Genomic DNA, 17,550 nt, shown 5'->3' on the forward strand with positions numbered 1-17,550 from the left:
GTGAACGAAACGCTCTGGCCAACCGCCGGGCGCAAAGATAAGCTAGAGGATGAAGTGAGCGTGAAGCCCGAATCCGCGAGGGGAAGGCTTTGCGACTCGAGGCCGACGATATTAAAATTCGACGTGACGGGGTTCGCCATGCGTTTGGCGGCAGTGATCCTGCCCGAGCTGGGGACCGATCCGGACATGCCGATCATCGTCAGCCACTGGTACGCCGGACGTGGGGACGACGTGTGGGAGGGGGACCGGCTGGTCGAGATTTCGGCCGGCCCGCTGACCTTCGACGTGGCCGCGCCCGCGACCGGGCGCCTCGTGGAGATTCGCGGCCGAGAGGACGACCTGGTGAAACCAGGCTCGATCCTCGGCTACGTCGCTCCGATTGAGGAGCAGGACGGTGGCGGCGACGAATCGGACCGTAACGGGGGGACCGGCGGTCAGGGCGATGTCACGCGCTAGTCAGGTCGCCGCCGGTCATGACCACGTTTCACGAACGATCCGCTGGAGTCATCCCTTACCATCGCGATGGAGATGGGAACTATACGTTCCTGGTCCTCCATTCGGCGACGGTGCGGAATCCCCGCGCCAAGTGGGAATTCCCCAAGGGGGGGGTCGAGGCCGGCGAGACGCCCCGGCAGGCCGCCGGTCGGGAATTCCAGGAAGAGACCAGCCTCCCCGAATGGAGCTTCCGAGACGGCTTCGAGCGGAGCCTGTCGTATACGTACATCCGTCGCGGCCGCAAAGTCGTGAAGACGGTCACGTACTACGTCGTGGAAGTCCGCGAGCCCATCCTCCCCACCCGTTCGGAAGAGCATGTGGCGGACCCCCACGGCCACTGGTTCCACTGGGGGAGCCTGGAAGCGATCAACCGCCTGCTCTACCACACGAAGATTCGCCAGGCCTTCGCCGAGGCCGAAGCCTGGCTTCAGGAGGTCGACCAGCCTGCGGAATCCCCTGCGGTCGAACCGGCCCCGCCCCCTTCCTGAACCCCGGGGGCGTCGCCCCGGGCCGGCGGCGGCGGAACCTCGCCTTCCGGTCTTCGGGGCGTTAGGATCCTGTCAGGAGGACTCCCGACGTGACGACCCAGGAACCCGGAAACCCGACGCCGCCACGACCCCATCCCGGCTTCTTCCTCGTCTTCGAGGGGCCGGACGGCGGCGGCAAATCGACCCAGGCGGCCCGCGCCGCCGACTGGCTCCGCGACCAGGGGCTCGACGTCGTCGCCTGCCGAGACCCCGGCGGGACTCCGTTCGGGGAACGGCTCCGCTCGATGATCCTCCGCGACGAGAGCGTCCACCCGACGATGTACGCCGAGATGCTGCTTTACATGGCAAGTCGTGCCCAGCTCGTCGAGGAAGTCGTCCGCCCCTCCTTGCTCGCGGGACGAGTGGTGGTCTGCGATCGATTCTTGCTCTCCAACCTGGTTTATCAGGGGATCGCGGGAGGGCTGTCGGTCGAGGAGATCGCCCGCGTCGGGGAGGTGGCGACCGGCGGGCTGCTCCCGGACCTGACGCTGATTCTCGACGTCCCCCAGGAAGTCGCGAGGCGGCGGACCGGGCCGGCCCGCGACCGGATCGAGAAGCGGCCGGCGGGCTATCAGGAGAAGGTCCGCGCGGGGTTCCTCGACGCCGCGCGAGGCGGGCTGGACTCCCGGACGTCCCTGGGCGGGCCCGTCGCCTTGATCGATGCGGGGGGCGAGCCCGACGCGGTTTTCGCCCGGATCCAGAAGGAGGTTGAGGATGCCCTGGCGCTCGGTCCGAGGACATGACCGCGTCGTCGAGTCGCTGCGGTCGGCCGTCCGCTCGGGACGCCTGCCGCACGCCTTGCTCTTCGTCGGACCCGAGGGCGTGGGCAAGAAGACCTTCGCCCTGACTCTCGCCCAGGCGCTGCTCTGCGAGGAGCGGCCCGAGTCCGATCTCGAACCGTGCGGCGCCTGCGCCGGATGCGTGCAGGTCGAGGCCGGCACCCACCCCGACCTCATCGTCGCGGGGAGGCCGGAAGACAAGCAGGAACTCCCCATCAAGGTCATCCGCGACCTGTGCGACGAGTTCGGCCTCAAGCCGGCGCGAGGCCTCCGCAAGGTGGCCGTGGTCGACGACGTCGATTCGATGAACGACGAGGCCGCCAACGCGTTCCTGAAGACCCTGGAAGAGCCCCCGCCGGGCGCGGTGCTGATCCTGATCGGGACCGCCGCCGAGCAGCAGTTGGAGACCGTGGTCTCGCGGTGCCAGGTCGTCCGCTTCGATCCCCTCGCCCCGGACGAGCTGGCGACGCTGCTTCTGGAGAAAGGGGTCGCCTCGGACATGGCCGAGGCCCTGAACCTGGCGTCGCTGGCCGACGGCAGCGTCGGCCGCGCGGTGGGGCTGGCGGACCCGGACCTGGGACGCTACCGCCGCGACCTCATCGACGGCCTGTGCGGCGACCGTGGGTTCGACCCGGCTGAGCAGGTCAAGCGGCTCGACGCCTTCGCGAAACAGGCCGGCAAGGAGGCGTCCGCCCAGAGGAGGCGAGTCCGCCTGATGGTCTGGGAGATGGCTCGGCTGTTCCGCGGCGTGCTCTGGCAGACCGCCGGTTTGGAGCCCCCCTCGCCCGACCCCGACGACCGTCGCGCGATCGCCCGGCTCGCCGAGCGGCTCGAACCGGAGGACGTCTTCATCCTGGCCGATCGGGCGATGGAGGCCGACTTCCATCTCCAGCGCAACCTGTACATGGCCCTGGTGCTGGAATCGCTGTTCCACGACCTGGCCAAGGTCATCAATCCCCGATCCCGAGGCTGAGCGTCGGCGCGAGCCGTCGGATTTTCGGACTCGTCTCGGGCTCGAAGGGGGCGGGCGGCGTATCTCTAGAAGAAGGCGAGAAGGAACACCGTCCCGGGTCGGCCGCGCCGAACGCGGCCCCGACAACCGCCCCGAATCCGGGGAGAGGAGACTCGACATGGCCGAGACGACCCCCACGTCCCCCTCCGTCGGCCGTTACCTCATCGACCGGCTCGTCGGCCTTGGCGTCGAGCACGTCTTCGGCATCCCCGGCGACTATGTCCTGGGCTTGTACAAGATGCTCGACGAGAGCCCTCTGAAGTTGGTCGGGACCACGAGGGAGGATAACGCCGGGTTCGCGGCCGACGCCTACGCGCGGGTCCGGGGTCTGGGCTGCGTCTGCGTCACCTACTGCGTCGGCGGCCTCTCGACCGCCAACAGCATCGCCGGGGCCTTCGCCGAGAAGTCGCCCGTGATCGTGCTCAGCGGCTCCCCCGGGCTGGGCGAACGCGAGCGGAACCCGCTCCTGCACCACAAGGTCAAGACGTTCGAGACCCAGTTCGACGTCTTCCAGCACCTGACCGTCGCCTCGGCCGTGCTCGACCGCCCCGAGGTCGCCTTCGCCGAGATCGATCGCGTGCTGGACGCCGCGGTGCGGTACAAGCGGCCGGTCTACCTGGAACTCCCCCGCGACCAGATCCACGTGGTCCCGGAGAGGGTCCACCATCGCCGCGAGAGCGTCCCGACGAGCGATCCCGAAGCGCTCCGCGAGGCGCTCGACGAGGCCGAGGCGATGCTCACCTCGGCGCGGCGGCCGGTGATCCTCGCCGACGTCGAGATCCACCGCTTCCACCTCCAGGCCGAGTTGATGGAGCTCGCCGAGGCCGCCGGCATGCCGATCGCGACGACGATCCTGGGAAAGAGCGTGGTCGCCGAGACTCACCCGCTGTTCGCGGGGATCTACGAGGGGGCGATGGGCCGCCCCGAGATCACCGAGTTGGTCGAGTCGTCCGACTGCCTGCTGATGCTGGGATGCTTCCTCACCGACATCAATCTGGGGATCTTCACCGCCAAACTCGACCCTTCGCGGTGCATCGACGCGACCAGCGAGGACCTGCGGATCCGCCGCCACCATTACCGCGACGTCCGGCTGGACGACTTCATCCGAGGGCTCATCGCCCGTCGCCTGAAGGTGCATCGCGTGCCGGTCCCGGCGCGGACCAACCCGTTCGGGGGGGTGGAGATTGGCCCCGGCGACTCGCCTACGACTTCGGCGAAGGTCTTCGCCCGGCTCAATCGGCTCCTTACCGAGACCTCGGGGACGACGGTCGTCGCCGACGTCGGCGACTCGCTGTTCGGCGCGACCGACCTGGAGATGGAGCGGCACACCGAGTTCCTCTGTCCGGCGTACTACACGTCGATGGGGTTCGGCTTGCCCGCGGCCCTGGGGGCGAACGTCGCCAACCCTGCGTCCCGGGTGCTGGTGATCGTGGGGGACGGGGCGTTCCAGATGACCGGCATGGAGCTGTCGACGATCGCGCGGAACGGCTTCAACCCGATCGTCGTGGTCCTTAACAACCACGGCTATACGACCGAGCGGTTCATGCTCGACGGCCCCTTCAACGACGTCTTCGGCTGGGCCTACCACCGCATCCCCGACGTGCTGGGGACCGGCCTGGGGATCGAGGTGCGGACCGTCGCCGAACTCGACGACGCGATCGCGCGGGCCTGGGCGAACACGGAGAGCTTCAGCCTGCTCAACATCCACCTGGATCCCTACGACCACAGTCCCGCGCTGGAGCGGCTCGCCAGCCGGATGGCGACGCTGGTGGATCGGAAGCCCCAGGCCCCGTAAGGCCGCCGCGGCGCGACCTTCGAAACGCCGACGGGCCGGCCCCTTCCCGCAAAGGAAGAGGTCGGCCCGAGGTGACGTTCCGGAGCGCGACTCCGGTGGACCACGCTCAACCCTGGAGGTTGATGCCGCGTCGCGTGATCTTCTGGACCTTGTTCTGGATCGGCACCACCCGACCCTGGTGCACCCACTTGTAGGTCTCGCCGTTGTGGAAACGGCCGCGGTTGAAGACGCTCCGGCCGAGCGTCCAGATGCCCGAGCCGGTGTCGTCGTTCCGGCTGCCGTTTTGCATCCGACCGTGGATCTTCAGCCCGCGATAGGCCTGAAGCCGCTGCCGGAAGCCGGCGGGGGGGAGGTACTGGTTCAGCGCCACGTTCACGGGGATCGGGGCGTAGTTGAACTGGGACAGGGCGGAGATGGTCGGCACGAACGAGCTGCCGAAGTGTGAGACGTAGGTCGACGGGCTGAAGACGCCGGGAGGGATGGGCGCGGCCACGCCGCCGCTGCCGCCGCCGCCACCGCCGCCGCCGCCGCCGGTGGTGATCGGCGCCGAGGCGGTCCATTGCTGGCTGGGGGCGGGCGCCGTGGGGAGCGTGAGCCCCGAGACCACGATCGTGGAGGCTCCCGAGGGGAGGTTGAGGGACGACCGAGGCGAGATCGTGATGATCGCCTGGTTCGCGTTGGCCGGGTCGGCGGTGACGGTGGCGTTCGCGAACAGGACGCCGTTGACCGTGATGGTCGTGGGGTCGATGTCCGTGGCCGGGTTGAACGTCGCGCCGCTGGGGGCGGTGGCGCTGGTGACGATGATCCGCATGGCGTCGGGCGTCGTCGCGTTGACGACGAACGGCGTGCTGGTCGAGTCGTCGATCTGGACGATGTTCGTCGTGATGACGTTCGACGCCGGCGGGACGCCGACCTGGATCCGAGCGCCCTCGACGATGAAGCCGGCGCCGGCGAGGTTGCCGGAGTTGATCACGGTGTAGCCGGGGGAGCCGATGATGAAGTCGCCCAGCAGGTCGCTGTCGGCGGTGCGGGTCTGGCCCGAGTTGACCAGGCGGCCCGAGACGGCGGCGCCGAAGAACGGCGCGTTGGTTCCGACGGGGAAGCCCGGGGTCGACGCCGTGAGCCGGAGCCCGGCCAGGCTGGAGGCGTTCTCGGCGTCGGTCAGCGAGAACGATCCTGTGAACAGCCCGCCGTGGCCCGGCAGATAGTAGGCGGCGCCGCGGCTGGAGCTGAAGCCCGGCGAGCCGATCAGGATGGCGCTGGGCTGGCCGGTGTTGACGGCCGCGGCCGAGGAGAGCGAGTAGCCGGCGAGGTCGCCCGGGACCGTGCCGAACAGGGTCATGGAGTTGATCGACGTGGGGATCGCGTTGGCGGAGAAGCTGCCGCTGAGGACGTTGTTGGCCCCGCCGTAGAGCAGGATCGCGCGGCCGGTGTCGGCGGCGAATCCGGGCCCGCCGATCAGGACGTCGCCGAAGCCGTCGTTGTTGAAGTCGCCGCCGCCGGACACGGCGAAGCCGAGCTGCTCGCCGGCCGTGCCGGTGACCACGGCGCCGGCGATCGGCGCGGGGGTCGAACCGCTCGCCGTGCCGACCCGGGCCAGCGAGATGAACCGGACGCCGTTGGTGACGATCGTCTGATTGGTCAGATTGCCGCCGTAGACCACATAGGCGGCGCCGGCGCCGCCGCCGAGGCCAGAGCCGCCGATGACCATGTCCGAACGGCCGTCGCCGTTGACGTCGACGCCTTCGCCGCCGACCGAGAAGCCGACCTGGCTGCCGCCGGTCGGGCCCGCCATCACGAGGCCGGCCACGGTCCCCTGCCCGATCGTGGTGACGTCGATGGTCGTCGGCGAGGCGGGGAGGTTGTTGCCGGTCATGACGTAGACGGCGCCCGCCGTGGCGGTGCCGGCGACCGAGGCGGCCGGGGCCCCCAGCGCGATGGCGTTGGAGCCGTCGTTGAGGAAGTTGCCGATCCCCGCGACCGAGGACCCGAGCTGGGACCCCAGCGACGAGCTGACGAACGTGATCACCGTGATACCCGCCGCCTGCGCCGAGGCCGGGTCGTCCAGGTCGATCGTCTTCTGGGCCAGCGTGCTCAGGTTGTTCGACCCGTACACCAGATAAGCGCGGCCCGTGCCGACGCCGGTGGTGAACGACCCCGCCTCGGTGCCGTTGGGGGCGCCGATCAGGAAGGCTGGCGTACCGCGGATCGTGCCCGCGAACGCCACCGACTCGCCGAGCTGCGAATTCGGCTGCTGGCTGGTGATGAACGTCACGCCGTTGAAGGAGTAGGCGTTGGTCGTGGTCCCGGTGATCGGATTGGGCTGGAGGTCGCTTCCCAGCGCCCCGAGGTCGCCCACCCGGCCGTTGGCGACGTTGTTCAGCCAGTCCGCGGTGACGGGACCGGAGCTCGTGACGGCCTGCGAGCCGAACACGAGATAGGCCGCCGCCGTCGTGTTGGTCCCGGTGTTGTCGATGGCCGGGGCGCCGATCAGGAAGCTGTCGAAGCCCGTGCCGTTGATGTTGCCGAGGTTGGCGACGCTATGGCCGGCGCCCTGCAAGGGGGTGCTCGTCCCCACCATCGCGATGCCCACGTTGGCGCTGGCGATGTTGGGCAGGGCCGGCGGCGCCGTCCCACCCAGGTCGATCGACATCAACACCTTGATCTCAAGGTGTTCCCCCTGCGGACGGCACTTCGCAGGCTTGCGAGCCGCCGCGCCGGACCGAGGACCGCGATTGCCAAACAGCATCTGGAGACTCCCTTCTCCCAGGCCTCATTCCGCGTTCCGCCACGAGACATCTCGCCACGGCGCCTCGCGGCGGGCGACCCTCGTAAGACTCGTTCGCACCGAACGGCTCCAGCCGTCGTTTCGGACGGGTACGGCGCGAATCCGCCGCCAAGGGTCCCTTATTACCACTGGAATTTCGGCCTGGACACGCATCCGACTCCACCCAAAGCCATCCGCGCAAAACCCGCGGAGATCGAGCGGCACGCACTTTCGGTTCAACTCGGACAATCCTCAAACCCGATACCAACGGCATAAGAGTCGTCGAGTACGCCCCGTCGTGGTGCGCCGATCGCCCTCGCCTCGCAGGCGGGACGGCGGCCGACCGCGTCGGGTCGCCGGCGAAGCGATGGTGCGCCCCTCCGGGGCGGTCCGATGGGATGCCAGTCGTCGAGGCAAAAGCATGGCCGAAAACACGCTCAGGACCCCTGGAACGCCCCTCGCGCGGTACGGCGCCCTGCCGGCCTTGCTCGCGGCGGTGTTGGGCACCCAGCCGGGCTGTACCCGGGAATTCTTCCGCGAGTGGGCGAACCAGGACGTCTCGGAGGCGATCTTCGAAAAGAGCCGCGACCCGCGATGGCGGCTGGACACCTTCACGGTGGAGCCGCCGGCGATGGCTCGCTTCGCCGACCCCTACGACCAGGACTTCCCGCCGGCGCCGCCGGACGATCCGGCCGCCGAGGCGCTCTCGCCGGTCCCCCAGTCGCCGAACAACCGGCTCCTGGTTCCGGCCGAGGGCAACGGCTACCTGGAGTTGCTTGAGCGCTGGGAGCAGGAGCGCGACGCGCTGCCCAAGAAGCCCAAGAAAGTCCTGGCGCGCCCCCGAGCCGAGGTGGCCCCGGAGCCGCCGGCGGTCCCCCCGGGCCCTTCCGGAGCCCCTTCGCCGTTCTCCGCGCCGACCGCGACGGAAGTTCCGACGACCCTCAAGCTCGACCGCCCAGGCACCGGCCGTGATCCCAAGGCGGCCCCGGTGCTGCTGGCGGACGCTCGCCCCGCCGCCGTGAAGGGGAAGATCCCCCCGCCCCGCTCGGCCGAGAGCTTCAAGCTCGACAAGGACGCTCCGGCCGGCGACCTCGCCGTCCGTCGCGCGAGATTCCAGGAGGTCGACCCCGACCGTCCCCTCCCGCAGGCTCCGCCGGCGCCCCTGGATCCCAACCCTGAGGGGAGGGACCTGGCCGACCCGAACCTTCCCAGGCCCGATCAGATGGTCCCCGAGCGCGACGACGGAGCCTTCAGCGAGGCGCAGGCCGCGGAGCTCTCCGGCATCCTCGTTCCCGCCATCGCCGACCTGGACGAGGCCGCCGCGGCGGGCCTGCGGCCGGGAGACCGCTACTATAAAGTGAACATGCAGCAGGCGTTCACCCTGGCCCTCATCAACAGCCGGTTCTACCAGAGCCAGCTGGAGAACCTCTACGCCTCCGCCCTGTCGGTGACGCTCCAGCGGTTCTCCTTCCAGCCGCAGTTTTATGCGGGCTTCTCGCCTTCGACCTCGCCCCTGGGGGCGGGCTTCCCGGCGCTCAACCCGGCGAACTCCTTCAACTATCGGACCCGATACGCGCCCGGCGGCCAGATCTCGGCGCTCCAGCTCAGCGAGGTGGCGGGCGTCGGCAAGCTCCTCAACTCGGGCGGTCGGCTCCTGATGGGGTTCGCCAACCAGGTCGTCTTCAATTTCGTGGGGAACAAGCCGTTCCAACCGACCGTGCAGTCGTCGCTGCCATTGACGTTCGTCCAGCCGCTCCTGCGGGGGGGCGGCCGGGCCGTGGTGCTCGAACAGCTGACGCTGGTGGAACGCTCGCTCCTTTACCAGGTCCGGTCGTTCGCCAAGTTCCGTCAGGAATTCATCGTCTCGGTGCTGATCGGCGGCACGGTGCAGAATCTGGGTTCGACCTTCGCCCTCGCCGGATTCTCCTCGGGAGGCAACGTCGACCCGACCGACGGCTTCATCCCGGTGGTCCTCAACGCGGCCCAGATCGAGATCGACAAGCGGAACGTCGCGACCCTGGAGCAGGTCGTCAGCTTGTACAAGCAGCTCATCGACGGCGAGGCGTCCGGCCTCACCCAGCTCCAGGTCGACCAGGCCGAGAGCTCGCTGATCAGGGGCCGGCAGACCCTGGCCCAGGACATCCTCACCTACCGGAACACCCTCGACCGGTTCAAGATGCAGATGGGCCTGCCGACCGACACCCCCTTGACCGTCGACCTGAGCCTCTACCAGCCGTTCCAAGACGTCTTCCTTGAGATCGACGAGTGGCAGCGCAACCCCAAGCGGGACCTGAAGGACCTCCCCAAGATCGTCGCCAAGGTCCCCCAGCTCGAGGACGTCGTCATCGACGGCCGCTCGGTCCTGGGCCCCTACCGGGAAAGCCTGGGCGAGTCCGACGAGAGCGGGCTTGAGGACATCCTCCAGGCCGGGGTGCGGACGGCCCTGGAATACCGGCTCGACATGATGAACAATCGGGCCCAGCTCTACGACGCCTGGCGACAAATTCGATTTCGGGCGAACGCCCTCAAGGGTATACTCAACGTGGGCCTCACCAATCAGGTGCTGACTCCCCCCACGACGACCAACCCGTTCGGCTTCATGTCCCAGGCCACCCAGCTCAGCCTGGTCCTGAACGCCGAGCTCCCCTTGATCCGACTCTCCGAACGGAACAGCTTCCGTCAGGCCATCATCGACTACCAGCGCCAGCGACGATCGCTCCAGGCCCAGGAAGACGCCCTGAAATTAAATCTTCGTCAAGACATCCGGCAGATGCAAATCGCCTACTTCCAGTATGCGATCGCCAAGCAGCAGCTCACCCTGCAAGCCCGGTTGAAGGATCAGGCCTTCGAGCAGCTCGTGGCGCCCCCCGCGGCGACCTCGGGTCAGAGCCTGGGCCAGTCGGCCAACGCCGCGACCCAGACCAACAACCTGCTCCAGGCCCAGGGCAACCTGATCGGCAGCCAGTCCTCGATCCTCAGCACCTGGCAGGCGTTCCAGCTGGCTCGTTTGACCCTGTACCGTGACATCGGCACCTTGCCTTACGACGAATGGGAGGCGTTCAGTGAACTTTTCCCTGCAGAATACCGAGGCCCCAGCCTCGGCCCCGGCACCAGCGACACGCGACCTGCCGACGCTGCAGCGACCGAAGCGCCGTAAAGCTTCTTTCGGCAAGATGCTGGCCCTCGGCCTCGTCTCCCTCCTCGCGGTGGGGGGCGTGGCCCTGGTCAGCATCCCCGGCATGAGCAAGCCGATCCGCGGATTCTTCGCCCCGACGGCGCTCGACATCATCCCATTCGAGATCAAGCGTGGGCCCCTGCCGATCACCGTCAGCGAGAAGGGCTCGCTGGAAAGCGCCAAGAACGAAGACGTGTACTGCCAGGTGGAAGGTCAGACCACCATCATCTTCATCCTCCCCGAGGGAACCCGGGTGAAGAAGGGGGAGCTGGTCTGCGAGCTCGACTCGGCCGCGCTTCGCGAGTCGCTCATCAACCAGAAGATCTCCACCCAGGGGGCCGACGCCGCCTACCAGCAGGCCAAGCTGACCCGCGAGGTCGCCGAGATCGCCGTCAAGGAATATGAAGAGGGCATCTACCAGCAGGACAAGGCGACCATCAACGGCGAGATCAAGCTCGCCGAATCCGACCTCGCCCGCGCCGCCGACCGCGTCGACTGGGCCAACCGGATGTTCGACAAGGGCTACGTCTCCCGCGCCCAGAAGGTCTCCGAGGAACTGAACCACCAGAAGGCCCAGTTCTCCCTCGAACAGGCCATGAGCAAGTTGACGGTGCTCGAGAATTTCACCAAGGCCAAGACCATCAAGGAGTTGAAGAGCGACGTCGAGAAGGCGCTCTCCGACGAACTGGCCAAGAAGCAGACCTTCGAGCTGGAACGCGAGAAGGAAGCGAAATTCGAAAAGCAGATCGTCAACTGCAAGCTCTTCGCCCCCGGCGAAGGGCTCGTCGTCTACGCCAACGATCCGGGCCGCAACTTCGGCAGCAACACCCCGCAAGTCGAGGAAGGGGCGACGGTCCGCGAACGTCAGAAGATCTTCAGCCTGCCTGACATCGGCAACATGCAGGTCAACGCCAAGATCCACGAGTCGCAGATCGACAAGATCGTCCCCAAGATGAAGGCCAGGATCCGGGTCGACGCCTTCGCCGACATGGAGCTTGAAGGGAGCGTCGTCGACGTGGCCCCCCTGCCCGACCCGTCCAGCTTCTTCAGCTCGGACATCAAGGTCTACACGTCGCACATCCGGATCGACAACCCGCTCCCCGGACTCCGCCCCGGCATGAACGCCGAGGTCGTCATCCTCGTCGACCGCAAGGAGGACGTCCTCACGGTCCCGGTGCAGGCGATCCTGGAATACAAGGGGAAGGACCACCTGGCGGTCCGCACCCCGAACGGCTTCGATCGCAAGGAAGTCGCCATCGGGGCCACCAACGACAAGTACGTCGAGATCGTCGAGGGCGTCTCCGAAGGTCAGATCGTCGCCCTCAACCCGATCACCTTGCTGAGCGACGAGGAGAAGCGCGAGCTGTTCGCTGTCGGCCGCGGTGCGGCCAAGAAGGATTTCGCCAAGGGCGAAGAGGGCGCCGAAGGTTCGGCCGAAGCCGGAGGCCCAGGTGTTCCGGGCGGACCGGGCGGGCCCGATGCGGCCAAGGCTAAAGGCAAGGCGGGTCGTCGCGGCGGTGCCGGAGGCGGTGCGGCTGGAGGCATGGGCGCCTTCATGGAGAAGATGAAGAACGTCCCCGCCGAGGACCGCGCCAAGCTCAAGTCGGCCTCCGACGAAGAGCGGGCCGAGATTCTCAAGAAGGCCGGATTCAGCGACTCCGAACTCGATCAGATGCGGCAGATGCGCGCTGGCGGCGGCGGCGGCCCCGGCGGCCCCGGCGGCGGCGGCCCCGGCGGTCCCGGCGGCGGCGGCCCTGGCGGTCCCGGCGGCGGCGGCCCTGGCGGTCCCGGCGGCGGCGGTCGTGGTCCGGGCGGTCCCGGGGGAGGCAACTGATCGTGGATTTCCGATCTGAAACCGCCCCGAAGGCCGACAAGCCGCTCGTCTCGATCGTGGACGTGCGCAAGACTTACGTCATGGGGCACGCCCCCTCCGGCGGCGGAATCTTCCGCCGCCGGGGGCCCAGCAACACGGTGACCGTACACGCCCTCCAGGGCGTGTCGGTCGATTTCTACCCCGGCGAATACGTGGCCATCATGGGCGCGTCAGGCTCGGGCAAGAGCACCATGCTCAACCTGCTCGGTTGTCTGGATCGGCCCACCAGCGGCCAGTACATGCTCGGCGACCGAGACGTCTCCCGGCTGGACGACGACGAGCTTTCCGAGGTGCGCAGCCGCTATCTCGGCTTCATCTTCCAGTCGTACAACCTCATCCAGCAGTACACGGTGCTGGAGAACATCCAGCTCCCCCTGACGTATCAGGGAGGAGGCGAACTCAGCGCCGAGGCCGTGGAACGCTCGGTCGAGCTGGCCAGCATGGTCGGCCTGGCCGAGCGTCTGGACCACCGCCCGACGCAGCTCTCCGGCGGCCAGCAGCAGCGCGTGGCGATCGCCCGCTCGCTGATCAACGACCCCTACATCATCCTCGCCGACGAGGCGACCGGCAACCTGGACACCAAGACCAGCCACGAGATCATGGAAATGCTCCAGCGCCTCAACGACGCGGGCAAGACCATCATCATGGTGACCCACGAAGACGACATCGCGGAGCACGCCAAGCGAATCATCCGGATGCGGGACGGTCAGATCATCGAAGACGGTCCCAGCCCCCGGATGCTCGCCGCGGCCAAGGCCGCCGAGGACTCGGTCGCCGCCGGCGTCGAGGCCTGATCCGCCCGTGCGTCCCCCTCTTTGACGAACACCCTCTCCATTCGCCCCCACCTCCGTCGGTCAAGGAATCGAGCCCATGCGACGCATCTGGCGCGGCCTGAAACTCGGCATGAAGAGCCTGTTGCTGCACAAGTTGCGGTCGGGCCTCACCGTCCTCGGCATCGTCTTCGGCGTGGCCGCGGTGATTTCGATGCTCGCCATCGCCGAGGGCTCCAGCCGCGACGCCCAGGAGCGCATCCGGGCCCTGGGGGCGACCAACATCATCGTCCGCTCGGTCAAGCCCAGCGAAGAGGCCCAGGCCACCGGAGGACGCCCCGCGCGAATCCTCAACTACGGCATCAAATATGACGACTTCGACCGGATCATGGCCACCGTGCCGACGATCCGCAAGGCCTTGCCCATCCGAGAGATCCGCAAGCAGATCCGGCGACTGCAGTACTACCTCGACGGCCGCGTCGTGGGGACGACCCAGGACTACGCCGAGTTCAATATGCTCCAGATCGAGCGGGGACGGTTCCTGACCGCCGCCGACAACGAGAAGTACCAGAACTACGCCGTGCTCGCCTCGACCACCGCCAAGACCCTCTTCCCCTATGAGGATCCGGTCGGCCAGTCGGTCAAGCTGGGCTCCGACTACTACACGGTCGTCGGCGTCACCAGGGAGCGCGAAAGTTCGGCGGGCGTCGGCGGCAGCCTGGCGGCGCAGGACTTCAACAAGGACGTCTACATCCCCTTGAACACCTGCCGGGTCCGATTCGGCGAGAAGATCATCAACAACCGTTCGGGATCGATGGAGGCGGAGGAGACCCAGCTCTCGCAGGTCACGCTCCAGGTCTCCGCGATCGACCAGGTCCAGCCCACCGTCCCCGTCATCAAGGCGGCCTACGAACGCTTCCACCCCAAGAAGGACGTCGAGATGACCGTCCCCTACGACCTGCTGCTGGAGGCCCAGCGGGCCGCTCGCCAGTTCAGCATCATCCTGGGGACGATCGCGGCGATCTCGCTGCTCGTCGGCGGCATCGGCATCATGAACATCATGCTGGCGACCGTCACCGAACGCACCCGCGAGATCGGCATCCGGCGGGCGCTGGGGGCCAAGCGGAAGGACATCACCCAGCAGTTCCTGATCGAGACCGTCGTCCTCTCCGGGGTCGGCGGCCTGCTCGGCGTCTCGATGGGAATCGCCATCCCGCGACTCATCGTCTACTTCATCCCCGACCAGAAGGCCTTCGTCACGGGAATGTCGGTCCTCCTGGCGTTCGGAATCTCGGTCGCGGTCGGTATTCTCTTCGGGCTTTACCCGGCTCGACGCGCGGCCATGATGGACCCCATCGAGGCGCTCCGTCACGAATGATTCAAACGGCATGCAGCGGCCTCTCGCAAGGGAGGCCGCATGAACCGCCCCGGGGCCCCTGCGTTCCCGAGGGTTGGGCTTGCATCGCCACTCCGGGATTACTAGGCTTGAATGCTGATGGACGCCATCGGATGCGGCTTACGCATCCGGACGTCTCATTTTTTTTGCCCGGGACCAAACTCCCGGCGAAATCCCAGGATCTGAACTTCGTTCTCGTCGTTCCCGAATTCGCCCACGAGAGGGCCTGGACGACGCGCAACCCGAATCGAGCGATGGCGACCAAGGCCCCGGCACGCGCCGCGGACCTCGGAGGCCAAGGCGCCACCGGCGGCGCGAATCGTGCAATCCGCACCAGTGTTGAGAATGGGAGCAGTTCGGCATGTCCACTGACCGTATTCCGATGTCGAAGGAAGGCTACGAGAAGCTCAAGGCCCAGCTCGACCAGATGAAAAATGAGGACATGTCCAATATCGCCGAGCAGATCGCCCAGGCCCGGGGATATGGTGACCTTTCCGAGAACGCCGAGTTCGACGCCGCCGTCGAAGCCCAGGGAATGCTCCAGGCCCGGATCAACGACCTTCAAGATAAGTTGAGCCGCGCCTACCTGGTTGAGAGGTCGAACGTCCCGACCGATCGCGTCGTCTTCGGCTCCAAGGTTCGCGTCCTCGACGTCGACATGGCCGAGGAAGAGGACTTCATCCTCGTCGGTCCCGGCGAGGAAGACTACGACAACAATCGGATCCTCCTCACCAGCCCCATCGGTCAGGGGCTCGTGGGCAAGAAGGTCGGCGACGAGGTCGAAGTCCCGATCCCCAAGGGGACCCTCAAGCTCAAGATCGTCGAGATCGGCTGCGAGTGATCCGGCCATGCGTCGGGCCCCCGCCGGCGCATCCCACCTCCGGGGCGCTGTCACGTCGACGCCGGTCCCGGATCAATCCCCCTCCCCCGCCATGACTCGGGCAATGCCGCTACCAGAATCAGCGGGACCGCCGACATCGGGTGGCGCACTTGCAATGAGCGCGCATGGAGCGCGATCCCGGGACTGAACGTCTCTCGCGCGCCATAGAGGGAGTCGCCGAGGATCGGCAAGCCGCGGGTCGCCGACTGGACGCGAAGCTGATGGGTGCGTCCCGTCTCCGGCCAGAGTCGGAGGCGGCGCAACCCGGCCGCCATCCCCGCAGAGGCGTCGATCATGACTCGGGTCTGGGCCCGGCGCGCCCCGAGGGTCCCTTCCGCCACGGAGTGGACCACTCCCGACTTGTCGGCTGAAGTCAGCCAGTCGACCCAGAGCTCTCCCAGCGGCGGGAGGAGGGCCGTGGAAGGCTCCGCCTGCACGTCCGTCGCGTCGGAGGCCTCCACGACCGCCCAGTATTCCTTGACCGCCTGCCGCTTCTCGAACTGCCCCGCCAGCCGCCGCGCCGCCTTGGAGGTCTTCGCCCAGAGCAAGACGCCCGAGACCGGGCGATCGAGGCGATGGACGATGCCAAGGTAAGCCGTTTCGGGCGACTCGGGGGCGAGGTGACGGCGCACGTCCTGTTCGAGGGTCGTCTCGCCCGGAGGCGCCCAGGTCCCCTGCGTGAGTTGGCCGGCGGGCTTCAGGACGCCCAGGCAGTGTTCGTCCTCAAAGAGGATCTGGAGCCCTGGGGTCATTGCGGTCCCGATGCAGGGCTCACCTTCAGGTCGCGGGTGAGCGACTTGGCCGTGGATTCGCCCGTGTCGAGCATCTCGTCGGCGAGATCCCCCGGGCTGGGGCCGGCGGTCGGATCAAGGCCCGAGGTCCCCGGCGGTCCGTAGCTGTTCGTCGTCGGCCGCGAGATCTTCTCGCCGGCGGTGGGGGTGCCATAGACCGGGGGCTTCGGCTTGACTCCGGCGAGTCGGTCGTCGGCCGAGCCCCCCGGACCGATGTTGTACGAGTTCGACGCTGCGTTCGCGGTCGCGGGATGGGGCTCGGAGCTGAAGCCGACCGATGGCGGCTCAGCCCCCGTACGGGCGTAGGGACGGCTGGGCGGGACTTCGCTCTTCGTGCTCCGGCAGCCGAGGAACGCGGCCAGGGAAAGCGCCAGGGCCCCCCCGACGAGGAGACGCGGCCAGGGAGCGCAGGGTCGATCCATCGACGAAACCTCCATCCACTCTCGAAATGCAAACGGACGCGACGGACGCGAGCGCCCGTGCGTCCGGATGATATCGATCCGCGGTGACCGGTCAAGCAGAGTGTCGGGGCCGACGCCCGATCACTTCCCCTTGGCGGCCTCGTAGCGACGGCCCACCTCGTCCCAGTTGATGACGTTCCAGAAGGCCGCGATGTATTCCGGGCGGCGGTTCTGGTACTTGAGGTAGTAGGCGTGCTCCCAGACGTCGAGGCCCAGGACCGGGGTGGCGCCGTCGGAGATCGGGTTGTCCTGGTTGGCGGTCGAGGTGACGGCGAGCTTGCCGTCCTTGCCGACCGTCAGCCACGCCCAGCCCGACCCGAAACGAGTGGTCGCGGCCTTGTTGAACGCCTCCTTGAACGCGGCGAACCCGCCCAGCTCCGAGGCGATGGCGTCGGCAAGGGCGCCTTTCGGCTCTCCGCCGCCGCCCGGGCCGATGATCTGCCAGAAGAAGGAATGGTTGGCGTGCCCGCCGCCGTTGTTCCGCACGGCCGTCCGGATCCCCTCGGGGATCGCGTTCAGGTCGGCGATCAACTCCTCGATCGGCTTGCCCTGAAGCTGCGGGTGATCCTTCAAAGCCGCATTGAGGTTGTTGACGTAGGCGGCGTGGTGCTTGTCGTGATGGATCTCCATCGTCTTGGCGTCGATGTTCGGCTCGAGGGCGCCGAAATCGTACGACAGCGGGGGCACGGTGTATTCAGCCATTCCTATAGCTCCTGATTCCCTGAGTCTGTTTGGTGCGCGGTCACGTCGATCGCCCCGGTCTGGGAGAGCTCGGGACGACCGCATGACGATTCGGGTGGGTCGCGCTCCCACGTCTCGCACAAGCTAC

The 17,550-nt window shown here is 67.7% G+C and carries 14 protein-coding genes; 10 read left to right on the forward strand and 4 right to left on the reverse strand.

Annotated features, from left to right (window positions below; translation table 11 throughout):
- The 5 genes from VT85_RS16050 (at window position 1) to VT85_RS16070 (ending at window position 4,608) form a co-directional block, all read left to right on the forward strand.
- Complete coding sequence (locus tag VT85_RS16050; RefSeq protein WP_197490791.1) at window positions 1-456, forward strand: biotin/lipoyl-containing protein; 456 nt, start codon at window positions 1-3, stop codon at window positions 454-456.
- A gap of 17 nt (window positions 457-473) precedes the next feature.
- The gene (locus VT85_RS16055) at window positions 474-983 is read left to right on the forward strand and encodes an NUDIX domain-containing protein (RefSeq protein ID WP_068417307.1); all 510 of its coding nucleotides are present in this window, start codon (window positions 474-476) and stop codon (window positions 981-983) included.
- 89 nt (window positions 984-1,072) lie between these two features.
- On the forward strand, window positions 1,073-1,765 hold the full coding sequence (gene tmk, locus VT85_RS16060; RefSeq protein WP_068417309.1) for a dTMP kinase: 693 nt from the start codon (window positions 1,073-1,075) through the stop codon (window positions 1,763-1,765).
- On the forward strand, window positions 1,737-2,774 hold the full coding sequence (gene holB / locus VT85_RS16065) for a DNA polymerase III subunit delta' (RefSeq protein ID WP_068417313.1): 1,038 nt from the start codon (window positions 1,737-1,739) through the stop codon (window positions 2,772-2,774). The genes tmk and holB overlap by 29 nt, the downstream gene beginning before the upstream one ends.
- 157 nt (window positions 2,775-2,931) lie before the next feature.
- Window positions 2,932-4,608 (forward strand): alpha-keto acid decarboxylase family protein, encoded by a 1,677-nt coding sequence (locus VT85_RS16070; RefSeq protein ID WP_068417319.1) that lies wholly within the window; start codon window positions 2,932-2,934, stop codon window positions 4,606-4,608.
- Window positions 4,609-4,714: 106 nt separating this feature from the next.
- Here VT85_RS16070 and VT85_RS16075 read toward each other — a convergent pair whose 3' ends face one another.
- A complete protein-coding gene (locus VT85_RS16075) occupies window positions 4,715-7,357 on the reverse strand; it encodes a beta strand repeat-containing protein (RefSeq protein WP_156512894.1) in 2,643 nt (880 codons plus the stop codon).
- 439 nt (window positions 7,358-7,796) lie between these two features.
- Here VT85_RS16075 and VT85_RS16080 point away from each other — a divergent pair, with 439 nt between their 5' ends.
- The 5 genes from VT85_RS16080 to greA all read left to right on the forward strand — a co-directional run bounded on the left by VT85_RS16080 (window position 7,797) and on the right by greA (window position 15,430).
- Entirely contained in the window at window positions 7,797-10,532 is a 2,736-nt protein-coding gene (locus tag VT85_RS16080; RefSeq protein WP_068417326.1) for a TolC family protein, read from the forward strand.
- Between the two features lie 16 nt (window positions 10,533-10,548).
- Window positions 10,549-12,384 (forward strand): efflux RND transporter periplasmic adaptor subunit, encoded by a 1,836-nt coding sequence (locus VT85_RS16085; RefSeq protein ID WP_197490793.1) that lies wholly within the window; start codon window positions 10,549-10,551, stop codon window positions 12,382-12,384.
- Between the two features lie 80 nt (window positions 12,385-12,464).
- On the forward strand, window positions 12,465-13,217 hold the full coding sequence (locus tag VT85_RS16090; protein ID WP_068422161.1) for an ABC transporter ATP-binding protein: 753 nt from the start codon (window positions 12,465-12,467) through the stop codon (window positions 13,215-13,217).
- Window positions 13,218-13,293: 76 nt separating this feature from the next.
- Complete coding sequence (locus VT85_RS16095; protein WP_068417330.1) at window positions 13,294-14,571, forward strand: ABC transporter permease; 1,278 nt, start codon at window positions 13,294-13,296, stop codon at window positions 14,569-14,571.
- A gap of 379 nt (window positions 14,572-14,950) precedes the next feature.
- Window positions 14,951-15,430: a transcription elongation factor GreA gene (gene greA, locus VT85_RS16100; protein ID WP_068417334.1), complete on the forward strand. Its 480-nt coding sequence runs from the start codon at window positions 14,951-14,953 to the stop codon at window positions 15,428-15,430.
- Window positions 15,431-15,480: 50 nt separating this feature from the next.
- On the opposite strand, the gene VT85_RS16105 is transcribed toward greA, so the two are convergent.
- From VT85_RS16105 to VT85_RS16115, 3 genes are all read right to left on the reverse strand, one after another.
- Window positions 15,481-16,221, reverse strand: coding sequence for an RluA family pseudouridine synthase (locus VT85_RS16105; RefSeq protein ID WP_068417337.1), 741 nt, complete (start codon window positions 16,219-16,221; stop codon window positions 15,481-15,483).
- Window positions 16,218-16,682: a hypothetical protein gene (locus tag VT85_RS16110; RefSeq protein WP_156512895.1), complete on the reverse strand. Its 465-nt coding sequence runs from the start codon at window positions 16,680-16,682 to the stop codon at window positions 16,218-16,220. The genes VT85_RS16105 and VT85_RS16110 overlap by 4 nt, the downstream gene beginning before the upstream one ends.
- Before the next feature lie 120 nt (window positions 16,683-16,802).
- On the reverse strand, window positions 16,803-17,423 hold the full coding sequence (locus VT85_RS16115) for a superoxide dismutase (RefSeq protein ID WP_068417343.1): 621 nt from the start codon (window positions 17,421-17,423) through the stop codon (window positions 16,803-16,805).
- Between the last annotated feature and the right edge of the window lie 127 nt (window positions 17,424-17,550).

The organism is Planctomyces sp. SH-PL62 (genome assembly GCF_001610895.1).
In the GTDB taxonomy this organism is placed as follows: domain Bacteria; phylum Planctomycetota; class Planctomycetia; order Isosphaerales; family Isosphaeraceae; genus Paludisphaera.

What these genes read in the sequence shown, in the direction of transcription:
- VT85_RS16055 (WP_068417307.1), top strand. Translation starts at nt 474, where the DNA reads ATGACCACGTTTCACGAACGATCCGCTGGAGTCATCCCTTACCATCGC.
- holB (WP_068417313.1), top strand. Translation starts at nt 1,737, where the DNA reads ATGCCCTGGCGCTCGGTCCGAGGACATGACCGCGTCGTCGAGTCGCTG.
- VT85_RS16070 (WP_068417319.1), top strand. Translation starts at nt 2,932, where the DNA reads ATGGCCGAGACGACCCCCACGTCCCCCTCCGTCGGCCGTTACCTCATC.
- VT85_RS16075 (WP_156512894.1), bottom strand. Translation starts at nt 7,357, where the DNA reads ATGCTGTTTGGCAATCGCGGTCCTCGGTCCGGCGCGGCGGCTCGCAAG.
- VT85_RS16080 (WP_068417326.1), top strand. Translation starts at nt 7,797, where the DNA reads ATGGCCGAAAACACGCTCAGGACCCCTGGAACGCCCCTCGCGCGGTAC.
- VT85_RS16085 (WP_197490793.1), top strand. Translation starts at nt 10,549, where the DNA reads ATGCTGGCCCTCGGCCTCGTCTCCCTCCTCGCGGTGGGGGGCGTGGCC.
- VT85_RS16090 (WP_068422161.1), top strand. Translation starts at nt 12,465, where the DNA reads ATGGGGCACGCCCCCTCCGGCGGCGGAATCTTCCGCCGCCGGGGGCCC.
- VT85_RS16095 (WP_068417330.1), top strand. Translation starts at nt 13,294, where the DNA reads ATGCGACGCATCTGGCGCGGCCTGAAACTCGGCATGAAGAGCCTGTTG.
- greA (WP_068417334.1), top strand. Translation starts at nt 14,951, where the DNA reads ATGTCCACTGACCGTATTCCGATGTCGAAGGAAGGCTACGAGAAGCTC.
- VT85_RS16105 (WP_068417337.1), bottom strand. Translation starts at nt 16,221, where the DNA reads ATGACCCCAGGGCTCCAGATCCTCTTTGAGGACGAACACTGCCTGGGC.
- VT85_RS16110 (WP_156512895.1), bottom strand. Translation starts at nt 16,682, where the DNA reads ATGGATCGACCCTGCGCTCCCTGGCCGCGTCTCCTCGTCGGGGGGGCC.
- VT85_RS16115 (WP_068417343.1), bottom strand. Translation starts at nt 17,423, where the DNA reads ATGGCTGAATACACCGTGCCCCCGCTGTCGTACGATTTCGGCGCCCTC.